This is a genomic window from Mesorhizobium sp. EU05-FHT14A09 (assembly GCF_058790995.1).
The window spans coordinates 328,597-348,699 of sequence record NZ_JBYTDF010000002.1 but is presented as its reverse complement, the minus strand read 5'-3'; the positions used below and the strand labels follow the sequence as shown (position 1 = coordinate 348,699).

Annotated in this window: 21 protein-coding genes; 14 read left to right on the top strand and 7 right to left on the bottom strand. The window is 63.5% G+C overall.

The window, feature by feature from the left end:
- Positions 1-130: 130 nt before the first annotated feature.
- Positions 131-577: a nucleoside deaminase gene (locus AC3WTO_RS09095; protein WP_492460381.1), complete on the bottom strand. Its 447-nt coding sequence runs from the start codon at positions 575-577 to the stop codon at positions 131-133.
- A 232-nt stretch (positions 578-809) separates the two neighbouring features.
- Here AC3WTO_RS09095 and AC3WTO_RS09090 point away from each other — a divergent pair, with 232 nt between their 5' ends.
- The 5 genes from AC3WTO_RS09090 to AC3WTO_RS09070 all read left to right on the top strand — a co-directional run bounded on the left by AC3WTO_RS09090 (position 810) and on the right by AC3WTO_RS09070 (position 7,249).
- The gene (locus tag AC3WTO_RS09090; RefSeq protein WP_492460380.1) at positions 810-2,933 is read left to right on the top strand and encodes a pseudouridine synthase; all 2,124 of its coding nucleotides are present in this window, start codon (positions 810-812) and stop codon (positions 2,931-2,933) included.
- Positions 2,933-3,487, top strand: a complete 555-nt coding sequence (rsmD, locus tag AC3WTO_RS09085) for a 16S rRNA (guanine(966)-N(2))-methyltransferase RsmD (protein WP_492460379.1) — start codon at positions 2,933-2,935, stop codon at positions 3,485-3,487. The genes AC3WTO_RS09090 and rsmD overlap by 1 nt, the downstream gene beginning before the upstream one ends.
- Before the next feature lie 274 nt (positions 3,488-3,761).
- Positions 3,762-5,066, top strand: coding sequence for a M16 family metallopeptidase (locus tag AC3WTO_RS09080; RefSeq protein ID WP_492460378.1), 1,305 nt, complete (start codon positions 3,762-3,764; stop codon positions 5,064-5,066).
- Positions 5,067-5,069: 3 nt separating this feature from the next.
- The gene (locus tag AC3WTO_RS09075; RefSeq protein ID WP_492460377.1) at positions 5,070-6,413 is read left to right on the top strand and encodes a M16 family metallopeptidase; all 1,344 of its coding nucleotides are present in this window, start codon (positions 5,070-5,072) and stop codon (positions 6,411-6,413) included.
- Positions 6,410-7,249 carry a patatin-like phospholipase family protein gene (locus AC3WTO_RS09070; RefSeq protein WP_492460376.1) on the top strand — a complete coding sequence of 280 codons (840 nt, stop codon included), beginning with the start codon at positions 6,410-6,412 and terminating at the stop codon, positions 7,247-7,249. The genes AC3WTO_RS09075 and AC3WTO_RS09070 overlap by 4 nt, the downstream gene beginning before the upstream one ends.
- Positions 7,250-7,261: 12 nt before the next feature.
- On the opposite strand, the gene AC3WTO_RS09065 is transcribed toward AC3WTO_RS09070, so the two are convergent.
- From AC3WTO_RS09065 to AC3WTO_RS09055, 3 genes are all read right to left on the bottom strand, one after another.
- A complete protein-coding gene (locus tag AC3WTO_RS09065) occupies positions 7,262-7,678 on the bottom strand; it encodes a VOC family protein (RefSeq protein WP_492460375.1) in 417 nt (138 codons plus the stop codon).
- A gap of 85 nt (positions 7,679-7,763) precedes the next feature.
- The gene (locus AC3WTO_RS09060) at positions 7,764-8,129 is read right to left on the bottom strand and encodes a hypothetical protein (RefSeq protein ID WP_492460374.1); all 366 of its coding nucleotides are present in this window, start codon (positions 8,127-8,129) and stop codon (positions 7,764-7,766) included.
- Position 8,130: 1 nt separating this feature from the next.
- On the bottom strand, positions 8,131-9,012 hold the full coding sequence (locus tag AC3WTO_RS09055; protein ID WP_492460373.1) for an NAD(P)-dependent oxidoreductase: 882 nt from the start codon (positions 9,010-9,012) through the stop codon (positions 8,131-8,133).
- A gap of 128 nt (positions 9,013-9,140) precedes the next feature.
- Between AC3WTO_RS09055 and AC3WTO_RS09050 the strand changes: the two genes are divergently transcribed.
- The 7 genes from AC3WTO_RS09050 (at position 9,141) to lpxK (ending at position 15,177) form a co-directional block, all read left to right on the top strand.
- Positions 9,141-9,467 (top strand): winged helix-turn-helix transcriptional regulator, encoded by a 327-nt coding sequence (locus tag AC3WTO_RS09050; RefSeq protein WP_492460372.1) that lies wholly within the window; start codon positions 9,141-9,143, stop codon positions 9,465-9,467.
- Positions 9,468-9,582: 115 nt separating this feature from the next.
- Positions 9,583-10,926, top strand: a complete 1,344-nt coding sequence (locus AC3WTO_RS09045) for a TldD/PmbA family protein (protein WP_492460371.1) — start codon at positions 9,583-9,585, stop codon at positions 10,924-10,926.
- The gene (locus AC3WTO_RS09040; protein WP_492460370.1) at positions 10,913-11,719 is read left to right on the top strand and encodes a 3'(2'),5'-bisphosphate nucleotidase CysQ; all 807 of its coding nucleotides are present in this window, start codon (positions 10,913-10,915) and stop codon (positions 11,717-11,719) included. Before AC3WTO_RS09045 ends, AC3WTO_RS09040 begins: the two co-directional genes overlap by 14 nt.
- Before the next feature lie 74 nt (positions 11,720-11,793).
- Entirely contained in the window at positions 11,794-12,039 is a 246-nt protein-coding gene (locus AC3WTO_RS09035; protein WP_326892365.1) for a DUF4170 domain-containing protein, read from the top strand.
- 2 nt (positions 12,040-12,041) lie between these two features.
- Complete coding sequence (locus AC3WTO_RS09030; protein WP_492460842.1) at positions 12,042-12,833, top strand: lysophospholipid acyltransferase family protein; 792 nt, start codon at positions 12,042-12,044, stop codon at positions 12,831-12,833.
- Positions 12,830-14,146, top strand: coding sequence for a lipid IV(A) 3-deoxy-D-manno-octulosonic acid transferase (gene waaA / locus AC3WTO_RS09025; protein ID WP_492460369.1), 1,317 nt, complete (start codon positions 12,830-12,832; stop codon positions 14,144-14,146). Before AC3WTO_RS09030 ends, waaA begins: the two co-directional genes overlap by 4 nt.
- Positions 14,147-14,148: 2 nt before the next feature.
- A complete protein-coding gene (lpxK, locus tag AC3WTO_RS09020) occupies positions 14,149-15,177 on the top strand; it encodes a tetraacyldisaccharide 4'-kinase (protein ID WP_492460368.1) in 1,029 nt (342 codons plus the stop codon).
- A 27-nt stretch (positions 15,178-15,204) separates the two neighbouring features.
- Here lpxK and AC3WTO_RS09015 read toward each other — a convergent pair whose 3' ends face one another.
- Positions 15,205-15,438, bottom strand: a complete 234-nt coding sequence (locus tag AC3WTO_RS09015) for a DUF2093 domain-containing protein (RefSeq protein WP_492460367.1) — start codon at positions 15,436-15,438, stop codon at positions 15,205-15,207.
- Positions 15,439-15,586: 148 nt separating this feature from the next.
- Between AC3WTO_RS09015 and AC3WTO_RS09010 the strand changes: the two genes are divergently transcribed.
- The gene (locus AC3WTO_RS09010) at positions 15,587-16,195 is read left to right on the top strand and encodes a hypothetical protein (RefSeq protein WP_492460366.1); all 609 of its coding nucleotides are present in this window, start codon (positions 15,587-15,589) and stop codon (positions 16,193-16,195) included.
- 38 nt (positions 16,196-16,233) lie between these two features.
- Here AC3WTO_RS09010 and AC3WTO_RS09005 read toward each other — a convergent pair whose 3' ends face one another.
- A complete protein-coding gene (locus AC3WTO_RS09005) occupies positions 16,234-17,160 on the bottom strand; it encodes a LysR substrate-binding domain-containing protein (protein ID WP_492460365.1) in 927 nt (308 codons plus the stop codon).
- 93 nt (positions 17,161-17,253) lie between these two features.
- On the opposite strand from AC3WTO_RS09005, the gene AC3WTO_RS09000 reads away from it, so the two are divergent.
- Positions 17,254-18,147 (top strand): DMT family transporter, encoded by an 894-nt coding sequence (locus AC3WTO_RS09000; protein WP_492460364.1) that lies wholly within the window; start codon positions 17,254-17,256, stop codon positions 18,145-18,147.
- Between the two features lie 15 nt (positions 18,148-18,162).
- On the opposite strand, the gene mutL is transcribed toward AC3WTO_RS09000, so the two are convergent.
- The gene (gene mutL, locus AC3WTO_RS08995) at positions 18,163-20,007 is read right to left on the bottom strand and encodes a DNA mismatch repair endonuclease MutL (RefSeq protein WP_492460363.1); all 1,845 of its coding nucleotides are present in this window, start codon (positions 20,005-20,007) and stop codon (positions 18,163-18,165) included.
- Positions 20,008-20,103 lie beyond the last annotated feature (96 nt).

Here is a 20,103-nt window from a genome sequence, read left to right as displayed (position 1 = left end):
ACACACTTTTCGCGTTATGACGCCGCAGACCTTGTCTGCGGCGTTTTTCGTTCAGGCCGCCGTTTCGCGCAAACGACGCCTCGCTTTGACGTGTCGGGATCGAAGGCGCTGCACACTTTGCCGGACTGCGTTAGCGGCGGTGCCGGAAAAAATCCTTGAGAATGGCCGCAGCCTCCGCCTCGGCAAATCCGGCATAGACGTCGGGGGCGTGATGGCAGGTTGGGGCGGCGAAGAAACGCGACCCATTGAGGACCGCGCCGCCTTTCTCATCGGCAGCGCCGAAATAAAGACGGCGCAATCTGGCAAACGAGATCGCGCCGGCGCACATCGCACAGGGCTCCAGCGTCACATACAGATCGTGATCGGTCAGTCTTTCGCTGCCGAGTTTGCGGCAGGCTTCACGGATAGCGAGGATTTCCGCATGCGCGGTGGGGTCGGACAGTTCCCGCGTGCGGTTACCGGCGACGGCAACGATCGTGCTGCCACGAACGACGACGGCGCCGACCGGCACTTCGCCGCGCGCCGCGGCCGCTTCGGCTTCCTTCAGCGCGGCCGCCATGAAATCCGGTCGTTTCACGCTGTTTCTGCTCCTTAATGGGCTTAGATTAATCCTCGCCACCCGGCGGCGATCCTGTTATCTAGCGCGCGACTTCGAAAACCGATATCGATTTTCGAACCGGATCATGCGCACAACAGAAGCGTTACAGCGTCCAGACGCGTCGTTTCCGACGCGCGACGGCGTGACCGCGCGGTAAATATGGAGATAGGGTGGAGTGCGGACTGCATTCTGCCCTAGCGAGCAAGGCAAGATGGACGACAAAGACAACAAGTCGCCGCGTTCGCGCGGCCCCAGAACAGACGGTCCCCGCGGCCGCGATTCCGGCAAGGGCGGAAAGCCCGGTTTCGCCAAGAAGCCGTTCGCCAAGCGTTTCGATGGCGACAAGGCACCCGGCGAACGTCCCCGTGGCGATTTCAAGCCTGGCGGGGGCAAGCCGTGGCAGAAGCGTGAGGATGGTGGCAAGCGGCCGTTCGAGAAAGCCGCCCGCGGTGAAGGCAAGCCTTTCGTCAAGCGCGACGGCCCGCGCAAACCCTATGCGCCACGCGAAGAGCGCGCGGCCGAGGGCGAGCGCCCGAAGCGCGATTTCAGCGATCGTCCCCGTAGCGCGCGCTCGGAAGGCGATGTCCGCCAAGATCGCAAGCCCTATGAGAAGCGGGACGGTGGCGGCCAGCCATGGCAGAAACGCGAAGAGGGCAGCAAGCGGCCGTTCGAAAAGGGTGCCCGCAGCGAAGGCAAGCCTTTCGTCAAGCGCGACGGCCCACGCAAACCCTACGCACCACGCGAGGACGGCGCAGCGGATGCCGGGCGCCCGAAGCGCGACTTTGGCGGCGACCGGCCGCGCGGCCCGCGCCCGGAAGGCGGCTTTCGTCCGGATCGCAAGCCCTATGAGAAACGCGAAGGCACGGGCAGTCAACGTCCCGGTCGCGTCGAGCGTGGCGAACGCAAATTTGAAGGCGACCGCGCTGAGCGGCGTTTCGACAACGACACTGGCGAGCGCCGTTTCGAGCGCCCGAAGCGCGAGTTTGACGGCGACCGCAAGCCATTCCAGAAGCGCGACGGGGCAGGAGCACCGCGTAGCTTCGACAAGGGGCCACGCCGCGAAGCCGCACGCCCCCAGGCTTCGGCCGAAGCCGTCGAGAGCGGAGAGCGTATCGCCAAGCGGCTGGCACGCGCCGGAATTGCCTCGCGTCGCGACGCCGAAGAACTGATCGCCGCCGGCCGCGTGAGGGTGAACGGCCAGGTGCTGACCTCGCCGGCCTTCAACGTGGCGCCCGCTGATGTCATCCATCTCGACGGCACCGAAATTCCGCCGATCGAGCGCACGCGGCTGTTCCTGTTCCACAAGCCGGCCGGCGTGGTCACCACCAACCGTGATCCGGAAGGCCGCAAGACTGTCTTCGACGTGCTGCCATCCGAGCTGCCGCGGCTGATGACCATCGGCCGTCTCGACATCAACACCGAAGGCCTGCTGCTGCTCACCAATGACGGCGGACTGTCGCGCGTCCTGGAATTGCCGGCCACCGGCTGGTTGCGGCGCTATCGTGTGCGCGTGCACGGCAAGGTCGAGGAGCAGGCGCTGGCCGATCTCAGGGATGGCATTGCTGTCGACGGCGTTTTCTACGGCGCCATCGAGGCTTCCCTCGAGCGCACGCAAGGCACCAACGCCTGGCTGACCATCGGCCTGCGCGAAGGCAAGAACCGCGAGGTCAAGAACATCCTCGGCGCACTTGGCCTCGAGGTGACCCGGCTGATCCGCGTTTCTTACGGTCCATTCCAGCTTGGCGAGTTGGCCGAGGGCCATGTGCAGGAGATCAAGGGCCGTACGCTGCGTGAACAGCTCGGCGAAACCCTGATCGAGGAGTCAGGCGCCAATTTCGACGCCGATATCGCCGTGCCGTTCTCGAACAAGCCGGTGCGCCGCACCGAGCCGCGCCAGGAGGATGCGCCGCGTCCACGGCCCTTGCGAGACGGCGACCATCGTCCAGCCGGTGAGGGAGGCCTGATTAAGGCGCGCAAGCGCCGCGAGGGCAGTCGTGACGAGGCGCTCGGCAAGCTGTCGACCAAGCCGGATCGGGGCGGCTTTGGCGACCGTGGTGGCTTCGGTGACCGTGGCGGGTTCAGCAAGGGTGGAGGCGGAAAAAGCTTTGGCGCGCGTGCCCCGAAGAAGGGCGAGCGCGAGCAGCGGCCGATCGATCCGCCCGGCCAGCGCCGTGCCAATGTCTGGATGGCACCGGGTGCCAGGCCGCAGGGAGCCAAGACCGAGCGACCGGAAAAACCCGACGCCGGCAAGGCCGGTCCGCGCGGCCGCTCCTTTGACGGCAAGGGCGGCGCACCGCGTAGCAAGGGACCGGGCAAAGGCCCAAGGTCGCGCTGATGCGGGTTGTCGGGGGTGAATTTCGCGGGCGGCCGCTGGCGACACCGCGCGATCAGTCCATTCGCCCGACCACAGATCGCGCACGCGAGGCCGTTTTCAATGTGCTCGCACATCGCTTCGGTGAGAAGCTGGAGGGCGCGCGCGTGCTCGACCTCTTCGCCGGTACCGGCGCGCTCGGCCTCGAGGCGTTGTCGCGGGGGGCGTCCTACGCGGTGTTTATCGAGGAGTCGGCGGAGGGACGTGGCCTGATCCGCTCCAATGTCGAAGCCTTTGGCCTTACCGGTCGCACCAAGATCTTCCGCCGCGATGCCACCGGGCTTGGAGAGGCCGGGACGATAGCGCCGTTCGGTCTGCTGTTTGCCGATCCCCCTTATGGCAAAGGCCTGGGCGAGCAGGCGCTGCAATCCGCGCGCGCCGGCGGATGGCTGTTGCCTGGCGCATTGTGCGTGGTCGAGGAAACAGCCGCCGTGCCTTTCCATCCCGGGGAAGGGTTCTCCGTGCTGGATGAGCGCAGCTACGGCGAAACCGTCATCCGCTTCATCGAAGCGGCCTGACTTCGCGCTTTTCGCACAGTGGCCTGACTTCGGCCCAGATTTGCGGCAAGACGGGCAGAGGCACTCAGGGAGAGCGGTGAAGACGCATGGTTGCAGGAAAGCGGAGCGGTCGATGAGAGTTCGCAAGGATTGGCCGCGCCGCATGATGCTTGCGGCATCGCTGGAGCGTTTCCGTTTTTCACGGAAACGCGAAAACGCTCCGATTCCTTGTTCTTACGCAATTTCCGGCGCAAAACCGCTGCGCATTTTTGCTGGAATTGCTCTAGGCGCCCTGATGACAACACCGGGACTGGCTGAGCAGGCGCCTGCCGAAAGCACGATCAGCCAGTTCACGCTGGGCAACGGCATGCAGGTGGTGGTCATTCCCGATCATCGAGCGCCGATCGTCACCCACATGGTCTGGTACAAGATCGGCAGCGCCGACGAACCGCCCGGCAAATCCGGTATCGCCCACTTCTTCGAACACCTGATGTTCAAGGCGACCAGCAACCATCCTGCCGGAGCGCTCGACCAGGCGGTCGCCGATATCGGCGGCAACGACAATGCCTTCACGTCGTATGATTTCACCGCTTTCCATGAGACCGTGCCGCCATCGGCGCTTGGTCAGATGATGGGTTTCGAGGCGGATCGCATGCGCAACCTCGTGCTCAGCGACGAGGTCGTAACCACCGAGCGTGACGTCATCATGGAAGAACGCCGTTCGCGCATCGACAATGATCCACAGGCGCAGCTCGACGAGGCGGTCAACGCAACGCTTTACATGAACCAGCCTTACCGCATTCCGGTAATCGGCTGGATGCAGGAGATCGAACAGCTCAACCGGATCGACGCCAAGGCCTTTTACGACCGCTATTATGCGCCGAACAATGCCGTGCTGGTTGTTGCCGGCGATATCGAAGCCGAAGCCGTACGCAAGCTGGCGGAAGAGAATTATGGCAAGGTGCCGCGTGGGCCGGACCTGCCGCCCCGCGTGCGCCCGACGGAGCCGGAGAAGACCACGACACGCTCGGTGACCCTGGCCGATGCGCGTGTCAGCGTGCCGAATTTCTCCATGCAGTGGGTCGTGCCGTCCTACAACACAGCCAAGCCGGGTGAAGCCGAAGCGCTCGACCTGCTGGGCGAGATCCTTGGCGGCGGAACGCGCAGCCGCCTTTACCAGGAACTCGTCGTGAAGCAGGGCATCGCCGCCAGCGTCGGCGCCGGCTTCCAGGGGCGGGCCCTGGATGACACGGTCTTTGCCGCCTATGCCACGCCGCGAGGCACCGCCAAGCTGGCCGATGTCGAGAAGGCCGTGGGCGTGGAAATCGAAAAGATTGCGCGCGACGGTGTCAGTGCGGACGAAGTGGAGCGAGCCAAGAACCGTTACGTCCGGTCGATGATCTTCGCACGCGATCGTCAGGATTCGATGGCCAACATCTACGGCAACGTGCTTACCACCGGCGGTACGATTAAGGACGTCGAAGAGTGGCCGGAGCGCATCCGCAAGGTGAGCGCCGACGAGGTCAAGGCGGCCGCACAACGCTATCTGGTCCTCGACAAAGTGGTGACGGGCTATCTCTTGCCCAAGGCGGAGAACTGAGCGATGCCGCTATCGAACCCTACCAATGCCAGCCTCTCCATCCGGCTACTGCTCGGCCTGATCTTCCTTGTCCTGCCGGCATTCACTGCTTCGGCTGCCATGAACATTCAGGAAGTGAAGTCCGACAAGGGCATCACCGCCTGGCTGGTCGAAGACTACACCGTGCCGATCGTGACCGTGCGCTTTGTGTTTGACGGTGGTGCCAGCCAGGATCCCGCTGGCAAGGAGGGCACGGCCAACCTGATGGCCGGCCTGTTCGACGAGGGAGCGGGCGATCTCGACAGCGATGCTTTCCAGATCAAGCTCGACGATGTCGGCGCCGAAATGAGTTTCGAAGAGACGCGTGATGGTTTCTACGGCACCATGCGCATGCTGGCGGAGAAGTGCGATGATGCGCTCGGCCTGCTCAAGCTGGCGATCGAGGAGCCGCGTTTTGACGCGGCACCGGTGGAGCGGATTCGGGCACAGATCATTTCCGGCATCGAATCCAATGCGCGCAATCCCGAAACCATCGCCCAGGCGAAATGGCGTAAGGCGCTTTACAGCGATCATCCTTATGCCAATCCGGAAAACGGCACCAAGGAAAGCGTGGCGGCGATCAGCCAGGACGACCTGCGCGCGTTCCACAGGGCGATGTTCGGTCGTGATGGCCTGCATGTCGCGGTCGTCGGCGCAATCGATGCCGAAACGCTGAAGCGCAAGCTCGACGAGATCTTCGGCGGCCTGCCGGAGAAGCAGCAGCTACGGCCACTCGCCGATGTCGATCTCAAGCTCGGCCAGACCATTGAGGTCAACTACGACCAGCCGCAGACGTCGCTGCAATGGGCTTTCCCGGGTGTTGCGCGCGACGCGCCGGATTTTTATGCGGCCGCGCTGCTCAACGAGATCCTGGGCGGCCAGGCCTACACGTCACGGCTCTACCAGGAAGTGCGTGAGAAACGTGGACTAGCCTATGGCGTTTCCTCGTCGCTGGTCGACCGCCGCCATTCGGCTATGTTGACTGTCGGTACGGCAACACGCTCGGACCGGGCCGCAGAAACCCTGAAGATCGTGCGCGACGTGGTGCAGCGCCTGGCGACGGATGGGCCGACCGACCAGGAACTTGCGGCGGTGAAGAAGAACCTCGTTGGCGCCTACGCCATCAACAATCTGGATTCGTCGAGTTCGATCGCCAACACGCTGGTGGAATTGCAGCTCGACAAGCTGGGCATTGACTACATCCAGCGTCGTGCCGCCTATATCAACGGCGTGACGCTCGACGAGGTTAAGGCCGTGGCCAAGAAACTGTTGTCAGTCGATCCTGCGATCCTGGTGGTTGGGCCTGCGCTCGCGGGGAACAAAGGTTGAGCCCGTCCTTCTCCATCGCGTTCGGCGGCGGTGGCGCGCGTGGCCTTGCACACATCCACGTCATCGAAGCGCTGGATGAGCTCGGCATCAAGCCGGTGGCGATCGCCGGCTCCTCGATCGGCGCACTGATGGGGGCCGGCGTCGCCTCCGGCATGAGTGGCCGTGACATCCACGACTACGCGCGCTCCATTCTCGGCACGCGGGCGCAGGTGGCCAGCCGCATGTGGCGCGCTCGCCCCGGTACTCTTGCCGAGGCGGTGGAGGGTGGCTTTCGTTTCGGCCAGTTCAATGTCGAGCGCATTCTCAAAGCCTTTCTGCCGGAGGTCGTTCCGGCCAGCTTCGAAGAGCTGAAAATCCCCCTCAAGGTGACGGCGACCGACTATTTCGGCCACCAGCTCGCGGTGTTCGACAGTGGCGACCTGAATTCGGCATTGGCCGCGTCAGCGGCGATCCCGGCGGTGTTCCGGCCCGTCACACGCGACGGTCGCATGCTGATCGATGGGGGCATCTACAACCCGGTGCCGTTCGATCTTGTCGAGGGAACGGCCGATATAACCATAGCGGTCGACGTCGTCGGTGGCCCGGAAGAGGGCAGCAAGAGGCCGACCTCGATCGACCTGATGTTCGGTGCGACGCAGTTGCTGATGCAGTCGATCATTGCCAACAAGCTGACGCAGTGCCGTCCGGATATCCTGATCCGCCCGCCGGTCTCACGCTTCCGCGTGCTCGATTTCATGAAGATCGATGCGGTGATGGCGGAGACGGCGGCAGTGAAGGATGAGGTGAAGCGCTCCGTCGAGGCCGCGCTCGAGGCGCGGCGCGAACCGCAGGCATAGGCTCGCCCTGAATCAGTGTGCGAAAATCTGCTCCAGCGAGCGGAAGCCTTTGAACTCGAGCGCGTTTCCGGAAGGATCGCGGATGAACAGCGTGGCCTGTTCGCCCGGCTGGCCCTTGAAACGCACCATCGGTCGTTCCAGCCAGTCGATGTCGTCGCGGGCTTCCAGACGGGCGGCCAGTTTTTCCCACTCGTCCATCAGCAGCACCGCGCCGAAATGCGGGATCGGCACGACGACGCCATCGACCGCGCCGTCGCGCTGGGCCGCGGCTGTACCCGGGCGCAGATGCGCCGACATCTGATGGCCGTAGAGATCGAAATCGACCCAGGTGTCTGAAGAGCGCCCGATGCTGCAGCCAAGCACATCCCCGTAGAAGGTGCGTGTCTCGTTGAGGTCACGGACGGGAAAAGCGAGGTGGAAGGGTGTCATGGGGCGACCTTTGCGCGTGGGCCTTGGTTCATGGAACACAACCACATGCGGGCGCGCGCCGCAAACATCGGCCGCCGGGAGAGGGTTAAGCCTTTGCCAATGGCCCGAAGAAGCCGATGATGCGGGTTATGCGTGTCTGACCGGCATTCAGGAAGGCGATGTCAAGGCCTTCGGGGAATGACGATCCGTCCGGCAGCACGAACTTCCAGGCAAAGCGCGCAACATCATGGTGAACATCCACCGCGCTTGTGCGCAGGATGCGGGCACCCGGATATCTCGCCTGGATTCCCGCAATATGCGCCAACAGTTCATCGGCGCCGTTGGCATGAGCGGTCGGATCCGAATAAATCGCGCCGTCGCTCCACACCGACAACAGCAGCGCCCGTCGCCTTGCGGCATCCTGGTCTGACCAGGATGCGCAATAGGTGTCGATGAGTTGCGTCAGCGCCATTTTATCGGGTCTTTCCCATAAATTGCGACAGTGCCGCGAAATCGTCGTTCAGGTGACCCGCGGCGATGGCCCGCTGGAAGATGGCATCATAGCCATCGACCACAGCCGGGTCGATGTTACGCACCTCCATCAGATCCACGAGATGCCGGAATGCGCTGTAGTGGGGGGAAATCGACGAAAGCGTTTCGTTGTCCGCCGCCAGTCGTCCTGCCGCCGTGCGTTTGATCAGATCAGCCACCAGACCTTCGACAACCGGGGCGGTTGCGGTCCACTGGCGTGCCAGTTCGCCGAGCTCGATGTTTTCTGCCCGGCACACGGCAATGGATTGCAGCGCACCGAACAGTGCTCCCCACATCAGCGCGAGCAGGGCGCTGTCCAGCGCGTTGGCCAGTCCGAGGTCCTCGCCGACATGCTGAAGATTGCCGCCGAGTGCCAGGAATGTATCCTTGCCCTTGTCGAAGGCGTGGCGGGGTCCAGAGACCAGAATGGTGCCATGCTCCGTGCCGATGAAATCCGGCGTGGCCATGATCGCACCATCCAGATAGTCGATACCGTGATCCGTCGCCCACTGGCCAACCTCACGTGCGCCATGCGGCGTTCCGGACGTGAGTTCCAGCACCAGCTTGCCGCGAAGCGCCGGAGCGACGTCACCGCGCAGCAATGCCGTGGTTGCGGGATAGTCGGTGACATTGACGATGATGATCTCGCTCGCATCAATCGCTTGTCGTACTGAAGATGCAACGACAGCGCCCGCGGCGGCTAGGGGCACCGTCTTTTCCACGGTCCTGTTCCATATCGTGGTGGGGTGTCCGGCTTTCAAAAGCGCGTGGACGAGTGCTGCTCCCATACGTCCGGTTCCCAAAACAGCAATTGCAGGCTTCATGACGACACTCCATATCCATCGGCTGAACGAGCGGCTTTCTTGCCGCTGGCCGTGAGCTATGAGGTGGGAGAGGGAAGGCCAATACGCACAAAAGCGTAAGTGGTTACCCTAAGGTAAGGAGAACGGGGATGAATGAGCCTTTGGAAAATGGCTTCTCGGTCGCGATGAAGCTGGTCGCAGGCAAATGGAAGATCGATATCCTGTGCGCGCTCTCCAGCGCGCCGCGCCGGTTCGGCCGGCTGCGCCATTCCATCCCGGACATCAGTGAAAAGATGCTGGCACAGCAATTGCGTGAAATGGAAGCCGATGGGCTCGTCAACAGGCAGGTCTATCCGGGATTGCCGGCCAAGGTCGTCTATTCGCTGACCGAGAGTGGGGCAGCGCTTTGCGCAGGCGCCGAGGGGCTGTGCCGCTGGAGCGAAAGGTTTCCAAGCCATGCCGAGGCGCAGGCCTAGGCACCTCCAGAGCTGCGGCGGATTGGCTTTCGGCATTGCGCAGACCGGCCGGGAACAATAGATGGAGCTACGGCGGTCGCGCAAAGACGCGGTCGCTCAAACGCAGGAAATCAGCATGGCCGATACGCTCGACACTTCGAAACTGACCGATCGCGTCGCTGCGCTCGTCGATGCCGCCAAGAAGGCTGGCGCCGATGCAGCCGATGCCGTCGTGGTGCTCGGCCGTTCGACCAGCGTTTCGGTTCGGCTCGGCAAGGTGGAAAACACCAACGCCTCGGAAAGCGAAGACGTGTCGCTGCGTGTCTTCGTCGGCAATCGTGTTGCCTCGGTTTCGGCGACCGCCGCCTCGGATCCGATATCGCTGGCCGAACGAGCCGTGGCGATGGCCAAGGTGTCTCCGGAGGACCCGTATCAGGGCCTCGCGGACCCGTCGCTGCTTGCGAATGGCAGCAATGATCTCGACCTGTTTGACAACACTGAAGTTTCCGCCGACCGCTTGCGTGAGGATGCTCTTGCCGCCGAAGAGGCTGCTCTCGCCGTCAAGGGCGTGACCAATTCCGGAGGCAGCGCCGCTGGCGCCGGCATGGGCGGGCTGGTGCTTGCCACATCGCATGGCTTCTTCGGCCAGTATGCCGCGACGCGCTTCTCGCGCTCCGCCAGCGTGATCGCGGGCGAAGGCACCGGCATGGAGCGGGACTACGATTATTCGTCGCGCCTGCATTTTGCTGACCTTGACGCCTCCGAAACGATCGGCCGCAGTGCCGGCGAGCGCGCGGTCAAACGCATCGGCGCCCGCAAGGTGCCGACCGGCACCGTGACGGTCGTGTTCGATCCGCGCGTTGCGCGTGGCATCGCCGGGCATCTCGCCGGGGCCATCAACGGCGCTTCGGTGGCGCGCAAGACCTCGTTCCTGCGCGACATGATGGGCAAGCAGGTGGCTTCGTCCGCGATCACCGTAACCGACGAGCCGTTGCGCCGGCGCGGCCAGGCTTCGCGTCCATTCGACGGCGAGGGTGTCGGCGGTGAAAAGCTTCTGATGGTCGACAAGGGGGTGCTCAACCACTGGTTCCTGTCGACATCGGCGGCGCGTGAACTCGGGCTCACCACCAACGGCCGTGGCGCCCGCAGCGGTTCGCAGGTGTCGCCGTCTTCGACCAATGTCGCCATCGAAGCCGGGGAGCATTCGCCAGAAGATCTGATCGGCGCGCTGAAGACCGGCTTCTACGTCACCGAAGTGTTCGGCCAGGGCGTCAACATGGTGACCGGGGAGTACAGCCGGGGCGCTTCCGGTTTCTGGATCGAAAACGGCGAACTTACCTATCCGGTGTCGGAAGTGACGATCGCCTCGAACCTCAAGACGATGTTCCTCGGGCTGGTGCCGGGCAGTGATCTCGACCGCGACTACGGCACGGCGGCACCGACGCTGCTCATCGAAGGAATGACCCTTGCCGGAAGTTGACGCAGCAAACCTGACCGGCGCCGATGAAGACCTTGCCTTGCTGCGCGATGCCGCGCGCGAGGCCGGCGCGATTGCGTTGCGCTATTTCGGCAAGAATCCGGAAGTGTGGATGAAGGGTGGCACGTCTCCGGTCAGCGAGGCTGACTATGCGGCCGACACCTATCTACGCAACACATTGCTGGCAGCCCGCCCCGATTATGGCTGGCTTTCGGAAGAAACCGCCGACGGTCCGGAGCGGCTGACGGCGCGCCGCATCTTTGTCGTCGACCCGATCGACGGGACGCGTGGTTTTCTCGAGGGCTTGAAATTCTGGTGCGTCAGCGTCGCCGTGGTCGAGGACGGCAGGCCGATCGCCGGTGTGCTCGAATGTCCGGCCGCGCACGAGACCTACTGGGCAACACCTGGTGCGGGGGCTTTCCTCAACGGTGAACGCATCAAGGTTCGCAACGTGCCGGCCATAGCGGAACTCGCCGGTCCGAAAGCGTTTCAGGACCTGGTGCCGCAGGATTGGCAAGCGAGGGTGAAGCGTACCGCCTACGTTCCTTCCCTGGCTTATCGGCTGGCGATGATCGCAAGCGGCAATCTGGACGCCACCTTTGTCAAGCCGAATGCGCATGACTGGGATATCGCTGCCGCGGAGCTCATTTTGCGCGAGGCCGGCGGACAACTGCTTGACAGCCATGGAACGACACCTGCCTTCGGCAAGGAGAAAGTCAGTCATGGTGCTCTGGCGGCCGGAAGCGGCGAAATGCTCGCCATGATGGCCCGCGTGATTTCCGGCCACGCCGGCTGAGGCGTTTCATAGGTTTCAAAATTGGCGGCTTTGGTCTAGACCAAGCACCAAATCACGTGATGTGAAGGACGGACATGACCGGGGAAGACGGAAAGAAACAGCTTTTGCATCTGGTGTTCGGTGGCGAACTGGCGACACTGGGCGGCAGCGAGTTCCGCGATCTCGATGCACTCGACATCGTCGGCATCTATCCCGACTACCAGTCGGCGCTGAACGCCTGGAAGTCCAAGGCGCAGGCAAGCGTCGACAATGCGCATATGCGCTACTTCGTCGTGCACCTGCATCGCTTGCTCGACCCGCAGGGCCAGGCCAGCGCGTGACGATGGAAGAGCAGGTGGCGAAACCGCAGGCAGACCAGCCAGCGGCCGAAAGGAAGCGCTCCAACAGCGCGCTGAAGCCGCTGTGGAAGAAGGTGCGCGAGCCGCTTGCACAGTCGCGTTTCGTCAAGGGTCTGATTGTCAGCCTGTTCACGCTGACGATGCGCTTCATTCGGCTCACCAATCCGCGCCTCGCCGAGTCCGCCAGGTTCAGCGACAAGGAATATGAAGGCATCGAGCCGGGCATCATCGCGCTTTGGCATGGTCAGCATATCCTGATGCCTGCTTTCTATCCTTCGAAGCGCGGGTTGGTTGCGATGGTTTCGCGCAGCGCCGATGCCGAGATCAACGCGCAGGTCATCGAACGTTTCGGCATCGAGACCGTCCGCGGGTCGGGTGGCCGGGCAGATGCCCGCCACATCGACAAGGGCGGAGCCAAGGCGCTGATCGGCCTCAAGAAATCGCTGATCGCGGGCAAGAATGTCTGCATGATTGCCGATATTCCGCATGGCACGCCGCGCGATGCCGGCCTCGGTGTCATCCTGCTCGCCAAGCTGTCTGGCCGTCCGATCATTCCGGCAGCGCTTGCCACCAGCCGCCGCAAGGTTCTGGAGAAGAGCTGGGACAAAACCACCATCAACCTGCCGTTTGGTCGCTCGGCGATCGCTGCCGGCGCACCGATATTCGTGGCCAGCAATGCCGACGAGGCCGAGATGGAGCGTAAGCGTGTGGAACTCACCGATGCGCTCAATGCTACCACCGCAAAGGCCTACCAACTGGTGGATTCGCGGCGATGAGCGAGCGGTGGGCCCGCATGATGCTGTCGCTCTACCGCGCAGCCGGATCTGCCGCCTATCCCCTGGCCGGTCCCTATGTCGCCTGGCGCGCCTCCAAGGGCAAGGAAGACCGGGCGCGCAGCCGTGAACGCTACGGCGTCGCCAGCCAGGATCGGCCGGACGGTCCGCTGATCTGGGTGCATGCGGCAAGCGTCGGCGAAACCAATGCGGTGGTGCCGCTCGTCCGCTCCATCCTCGACTACGGCGTTACGGTGGTGCTGACGACGGGCACCGTCACTTCGGCGAAGCTGGTGGCCGAGCGGCTGGGTGACCGCGTCATCCATCAATATGTACCGCTGGACCTGAGGCCCGCGGTCAGCCGCTTCCTCAATCACTGGCATCCGGACCTCGTCATCATCGCTGAATCCGAAATCTGGCCGAACACGATCCTCGAACTCGGCGCACGCAGCGTGCCGCAGGTTCTGGTCAATGGACGCCTGTCTGATCGTTCCTTCGCATCGTGGAAGAAGCGTTCCAACATCGCCGAGGCCTTGTTCGAGAATCTCGCCCATGTCGTCGCGCAGTCGGAAGTCGACGGCGAGCGGTTCCGCGCCCTTGGCGCGCGACCGGTGACGGTTTCGGGTAACCTCAAGGTGGACACGCCACCACCGCCGGTGGATGCCGGTGAACTGGCCCTGCTCAGCCGCCAGATCGATGGGCGCCCGACCTGGGCAGCGATTTCTACCCACAACGGGGAAGAGGTGATTGCCGCCGAGGTGCACAAGACGCTGGCGTCACGGCATCCCGGCCTGTTGACCATTATCGTACCGCGCCATCCGGACCGCGCCGAAGAACTTGCCGAAACATTCGCCGGCATGGGGCTCGCCGTCGCGCGGCGGAGCCTGGACGACCAGATCTCGCCCGATGTGGACATCCTGCTCGGCGATACGATCGGCGAGATGGGACTTTATCTCAGGCTGACGGAGATCGCCTTCGTCGGTCGTTCGCTGACGTCGGAAGGCGGGCAGAATCCGCTCGAGCCGGCCATGCTTGAGACGGCTGTGCTGGCTGGCCGCAATGTGCAGAATTTCCGCGATTCCTATCAGAAACTGCTGGACGCCGGCGCGGCGAAGCTGGTGCGGGATCGCCCCATGCTGGCCGGTGCCGTCAACTTCCTGCTTTCCAATGAAAGCGCACGCCGGGAGATGATGGCGGCAGGTGCGGCAACCGTCGAGCAGATGCGCGGCGCGCTGGCCACGACCCAAAGAGCGCTCGAGCCCTACATCCAGCCGCTAGTCGTCAAGGCCCGCCTCAAGGTGGCGGGAGGACGCTGACCATGGCGAGCGAAGCGCCGCCATTCTGGTGGGAGAAACCGGACTGGCGCGCCCATGTGCTTTCGCCCATCTCATGGATCTACGGCGCGGTCGCCGGGCGTCGGATGCGTTCGGCGAAACGCGAAAAGATCGATGCGCCAGTGCTTTGCGTCGGGAATTTCACGGTCGGCGGCTCCGGCAAGACGCCGGTCGCCATTGCACTCGCAAGGCACGCGAAACAGCAAGGCCTGAAACCAGGTTTCCTGTCGCGTGGCCATGGCGGCTCGTTTGGCGAGCCGCATATCGTCGACCCGCATCACGATGCAGCCAAGCATGTCGGCGACGAGCCGCTGCTTCTGGCCGAGCATGCCCCGGTGGCGGTGTCGCCGAACCGCGCTGCCGGCGCGCGCATGCTGATCGATAAGGAGGGCTGCGACTTCCTCATCATGGACGACGGCTTCCAGAGCGCGCGCATCCATATCGATTTTGCGCTCGTCGTGGTCGACGCCCGCTACGGCATCGGCAATGGTCGTGTCATTCCGGGCGGACCGTTGCGGGCTCCGGTGCTCACCCAGCTTCTCTATGCGGATGCGCTGATCAGAATGGGGGATGGTGGCGCTGCCGACGCCGTGGTGCGACAGGCCGCGCGCGCCGGCAAGCCGATCTTTGCCGCCCGTGCCCGGCCGAGCGATGCCAAGGCGCTCGCCGGCAAACGATTGCTCGCCTTCGCCGGCATCGGCCATCCGGAAAAATTCTATGACACCGTGGCGGAAGCCGGCGGCACGGTGGCGCTCAGCCGTTCATTCCCGGACCATCATGTCTATGGCGAGGACGAACTGGCGGAACTGCTTGCCACTGCCAAGGCTGCGGATCTGGGACTCGTCACCACGGCCAAGGACGCGGCGCGCCTGCGCCACGGTGGGATGCCAGCCGGATTCCTCGAAAAGCTCAGCGTGCTTGAAATCGAAACTGTGTTCGAGCCCGATCACACGCCGCAGCGCATCGTCGATGAGACACTTGAAGCCTGGCGCAGGCGGCGGATCAACGGGTAGTCTCTTCCTGAAGAGGAAAGCGCGTTATCAGCCGCGCTTACGCAAATCCGGGTTGGATTCGATTTCTCGCTGCAGTGAGGCAGCTGCGCTGACATAAGGCTCCTGCCTTGCCACGCTCCAATACTTCAGTTCGTCGAGTGCGATGCTCTCACCGGTGACGGCGCAGCGCACGAAGGCGCCTGGGCTGGTGACCTGGAAATCGCCGTCCAGATAGCGGATGCGGGCTTCCCGGCCTCCGGGACCTTCGAAACGGTTCATCATCGCGATCGACCTGTGCTCACACGGCCAAGCTTGTTGACAGTTCCTGACCTCAGGCGTTTCCGCCACAAAATACAGAGAAGGTCAAGCACACACCAGCTTCACACAACTCAGACGGCTTATTGTGGGATAAATTGCCGCTTGGATTGTCATGGTCGCTGCCATCTCCCGCCTCGCTTCACTGCTCAAGCAGGCAACGGCCGGCGATGTGCCGTTGCCGACGGCGAAGCCAGATCCAGTCAAAACAGAGTTGATCAGGACGCTGGTGACGCCACGCGCACCATTAGGTGCGGAGCCGATGCCTTCGCTCGCGCCGCCCCTGGTCGTGCCGATCAAGGCTGCCGTCGCGCAAAAGGAAGCGTCGCCGCAGGTCATCCAGGCCTATCGCGCCGCGCTCGATCTGGAAGAAATCGCGCCAGCCGCGATCAATCAGCGGTCATCATCGGCGAGGGGAACCGGTGCCGAGGCGGAAGCCGCTGCTCGCGCCCCGTCGGGCCAGCCGGCAGGCCCGGACGACGTGCTTTCCGGTGTCCGCATCCCATCGCTGCCCGGCTATATGCCAGCCTTGCCGCTTTCAGCCACCGCCAGGCAGATCGAAGAGGATGAAGCCAGCACGCGTAAGCGGCGGCCGGTCCACGCGCCGGCGACACGCGAAGAGCCAGGAGAGATCTCGCTGGAAACGGTGATCCGCGCCCGCGCGATTGCCTTTGGCCTCGCAGCATTCGCATTGCTGTTGCTGATCGTCCTGCTGGTATTTTAGCGGACGGGCATCTGCCTCCAGTCTTGGAACGCCGGGTATCAGCGGTCCGCGTCCAGAAAACTGTGCAGCCGTTCACTGGGCACGCTGGCTGCATTGGCGATACGCTGGGCAAGTTCCACAGCTGCTGTGCGGGGTTTTCCAGCCGGCCGGTCGAGCCAATAGGATACTGGGTTCAAGGCTGTCCGCTTATCGACCGCCACGACGCGTCCAGCCGCGACCTGGCCTTCGGCGAGAGGCGGCCGGGCCAGGGCGATGCCTAGCCCGTAGGCGGCGGCGTCCAGAACAAGGTTGTAGTCTTCGAAGCGTCGATCCTGCGGGCGGGGGCGGTAGTCGACGCCCTGCTCACCGAACCACGCGCGCCAACCCGAGGCGTCGGAATCGTGGATCAAGGGATATTTCAGCAGCCGCGCGGCATCGCCGGTACCAATCTCAGTCGCCAGTTCCGGCGAGGCGATCGGAAACATGTGTTCCTCGAAAAGCTGCATCGCTATACGCTCTGGGACACGTCCGCGGCCACAGCGGATGGAAAGGTCTATGCCTTCGTCGGCGAGGTCGATCTGGCGGTTGTCGACGTCGAGCACGATCCTGATTTTCGGGTCGCCGCTTTCCAGCCTTGCCATGCGCGGCATCAGCCAAAGGCCGCTTATCGAAGGAATTGTCGCCAGCCGCACCACCGCAGTACCGCGCGGCTCGACCCAGCGATCGGAATTGGAGGCAATCAGCGCAAACGCCTCGCTGGTGCGCAGATGCAGTCGATTGCCCTCGATGGTCAGTGAAACGCCGCGCGCGCCGCGTTCGAACAGTTTCAGCCCGAACCAGTCCTCCAGTCGTGCGATCTGGCGGCTGACCGCGCCGTGAGTGAGGTTGAGCTTGTCGGCTGCCGCCGAAAAACTCCCTGTTTTCGCCGCCGCGTCAAAGGCCCGCAGGGTTTCAAGTGGCGGCAATATTTCCAAGCTGTGATCCATGCTCACAGCTCATCCTCGATTTCGTCGTTTGTCAATCACACCGGAAAAGCGTTTTCTGCCATCGCGACCAACAGTTGGCGCGGAGACAGGACGATGAGTGCACAGATGAGCATGGCGAATTCGGAACAGCGCACGGATGTCACGGCGATGCTGGCTGTGGCGCTCACTGTGGTCGGCTGGGCCTCGGCCTTTCCTGCGATCCGCGCCGGCCTCACCGCCTTCGGGCCGCTGGAACTCGGGGCACTGCGTTTTGCGATCGCCGCTGTGCCCGCCGCCATCTTCCTCGCCATAAAGCGCCCGGCATTGCCCAAACTCAACGAACTCTGGCGGTTCGGTTTCGGCGGCGCGATTTTTGTCGCGCTCTATACGGCAATGCTCAACATCGGCGAGACCACGGTTTCGGCGGGCGCCGCGGCCTTCATCATCAATGTCAGCCCGATCTTCACCGCCATCATGGCGATGTTCCTGCTCGGCGAACGATTCCCGGCATTGGCCTGGGTCGGTACCTTTGTTTCCTTCGCCGGCATCGGTGTGATCGCCATGGGAGAGGGTAATGGACTGACATTCAACACTGGCGCGTTGCTGATCCTCGGCTCAGCCCTGTGTTCCTCGGTCAACACGATCGTGCAGAAGCCACTGTTTTCGCGACATCATCCGTTGACGGTTTCGCAATGGAACATGGTGCTTGGTGCACTGTGCCTGGTGCCGTTCTTTCCGGAAAGCCTTGCCCAGGCCGCTGGTGCCGATACGGCCGGTCTTGGCGCCGTGATCTATCTCGGCTTGATCCCGAGCTTCATCTCCTACGCTGCCTGGGCCACAGCCCTGTCACGCCTGCCGGCCGCCCGTGCTTCGAACTATCTCTATCTGGTTTCACCGGTGGCGACGCTGATCGGCTTTGCTTGGCTCGGCGAGGTGCCTACGACACTCGGCATCATCGGTGGCGTGCTCGCACTTGGCGGCGTCATCATTGTCAACATGAAGCGGTGAAGCCGAAGTTGGAGCTTATCGCCGGCCGAACAGCCGCTCGATGTCTGCAAGCTTGAGCTCGATATAGGTCGGACGGCCATGGTTGCAGGTGCCCGACCCGGGTGTCGCTTCCATCTGGCGCAGCAACGCGTTCATTTCGTCGGGCTTGAGCAGACGGCCTGAGCGCACTGAGCCGTGGCAAGCCATCGTGGCGGCGATGTGATGGAGGCGTTCCGTCAACGTTTCCGTGGTGTCGTTGTCTGCGATCTCGTCGGCGAGGTCACGGACAAGCTGCTGCACATCGGTCTCGCCCAGCATCGACGGTGTCTCGCGCACGGCGATGGCTCCCGGGCCGAAACGCTCGACGCCGAGACCGAAACGCTGCAGCGTCTCAGCATGCGACGCCAGCCGCTCGGCATCGTCTTCAGGCAGGTCGACGATTTCCGGCAGCAACAGCATCTGCGCGGGCACAGGACGGGAATGCAGCGCATTCTTCAATGCTTCATAGACCAGCCGCTCATGCGCGGCATGCTGGTCGACGATGACCAGCGAATCCCGGGTCTGTGCAACGATGTAATTTTCGTGCACTTGCGCGCGTGCGGCGCCCAGTGTCGTACCGAGCAAGGTTTCGGTTGTCTCGACCTGGCTGGCGCGGGCATCAACGCTGACGGTCTCTCCTGTATCGAAAGCCGCCTGCTCATTTTCACGAAAGCCCATGTCGATCGGCCGCTGTGATGAGCGCGCGGCGTCGAACCCAATCGGCCCGGAAGGACGATAGGCTGCTTCGTAGCTGCGATGGCCATTGGTCGGGCCGCCATGGCCGAAACTTGCAGCACCTGGCCTGAAGGCGGCCATCATGCCGGCTGCGCCGGTGGTTGCTGCCCGTACACCGGCAGATGTCAGCGCCTCGCGGATTGCGCCGACGATCAACCCGCGCACCAGGCCAGGATCGCGGAAGCGCACGTCAGCCTTGGCCGGATGCACGTTGACGTCGACGATCGCTGGATCGAGCGTCAGGAACAGCGCCACCACCGCGTGCCGATCGCGCGGCAACACGTCCATGTAAGCGCCGCGGATGGCGCCGGCGATAAGCTTGTCACGCACGGGGCGGCCGTTGACATAGGCGTATTGCTGCAAGGCGTTGGCGCGTGTGAAGGACGGGATCGAAACGTGCCCAGTCAGGCGCACGCCTTCGCGCACGGCATCGACGGCAATGGAATTGTCCGGGAATTCGGAGCCCATGACTTGGGCGAGACGGCGCAGTTGTCCTTCCGGGCTGTCGTCTGTTGCCGGCAGTTCCAGGGTCGAGCGGTCCGAGCCGGCCAGCGTGAACCGTACGGAAGGAAAGGCGATGGCGATGCGCTTGATGACGTCGCTGGTCGCCGAGCTTTCGGCACGTTCGCCCTTCATGAATTTCAGCCGGGCAGGGGTAGCGAAGAACAGGTCGCGCACCTCCACCGTGGTGCCGCGATTGGCGGCCGCAGGCCGCACAGGCGCGACGCGCCCGCCCTCGATGCTGATCTCCGCTGCGCTGTCACCTTGTGGCGTGCGCGAGCGGATCGACAGACGTGCCACGGAACCGATCGACGGCAGGGCCTCGCCACGGAAGCCGAGCGAGCGGATGTCGTTTATGTCGTCGGAGAGTTTGGACGTGCAGTGGCGTGCGACCGCCAATGTCAGCTCGTCTTCAGGCATTCCTGCACCGTCATCGGTGACACGGATCAGGTTCAGCCCACCTCCGGCCGTGACGATCTCGACGCGACCGGCACCGGCATCGAGCGCATTCTCGACCAGCTCCTTGACGACGCTGGCGGGACGCTCGATGACTTCGCCGGCGGCGATCTGGTTGATCATCGTTTCGGAAAGCTGACGGATGGGCATGACAAGACTATAGCCGGATTCGCCGAGGTGGCGAACAAGCGTGCCCGGCGATTGATGCTTTATCCCGGAAATCCTGGATGCCGACACAGCCAGGAT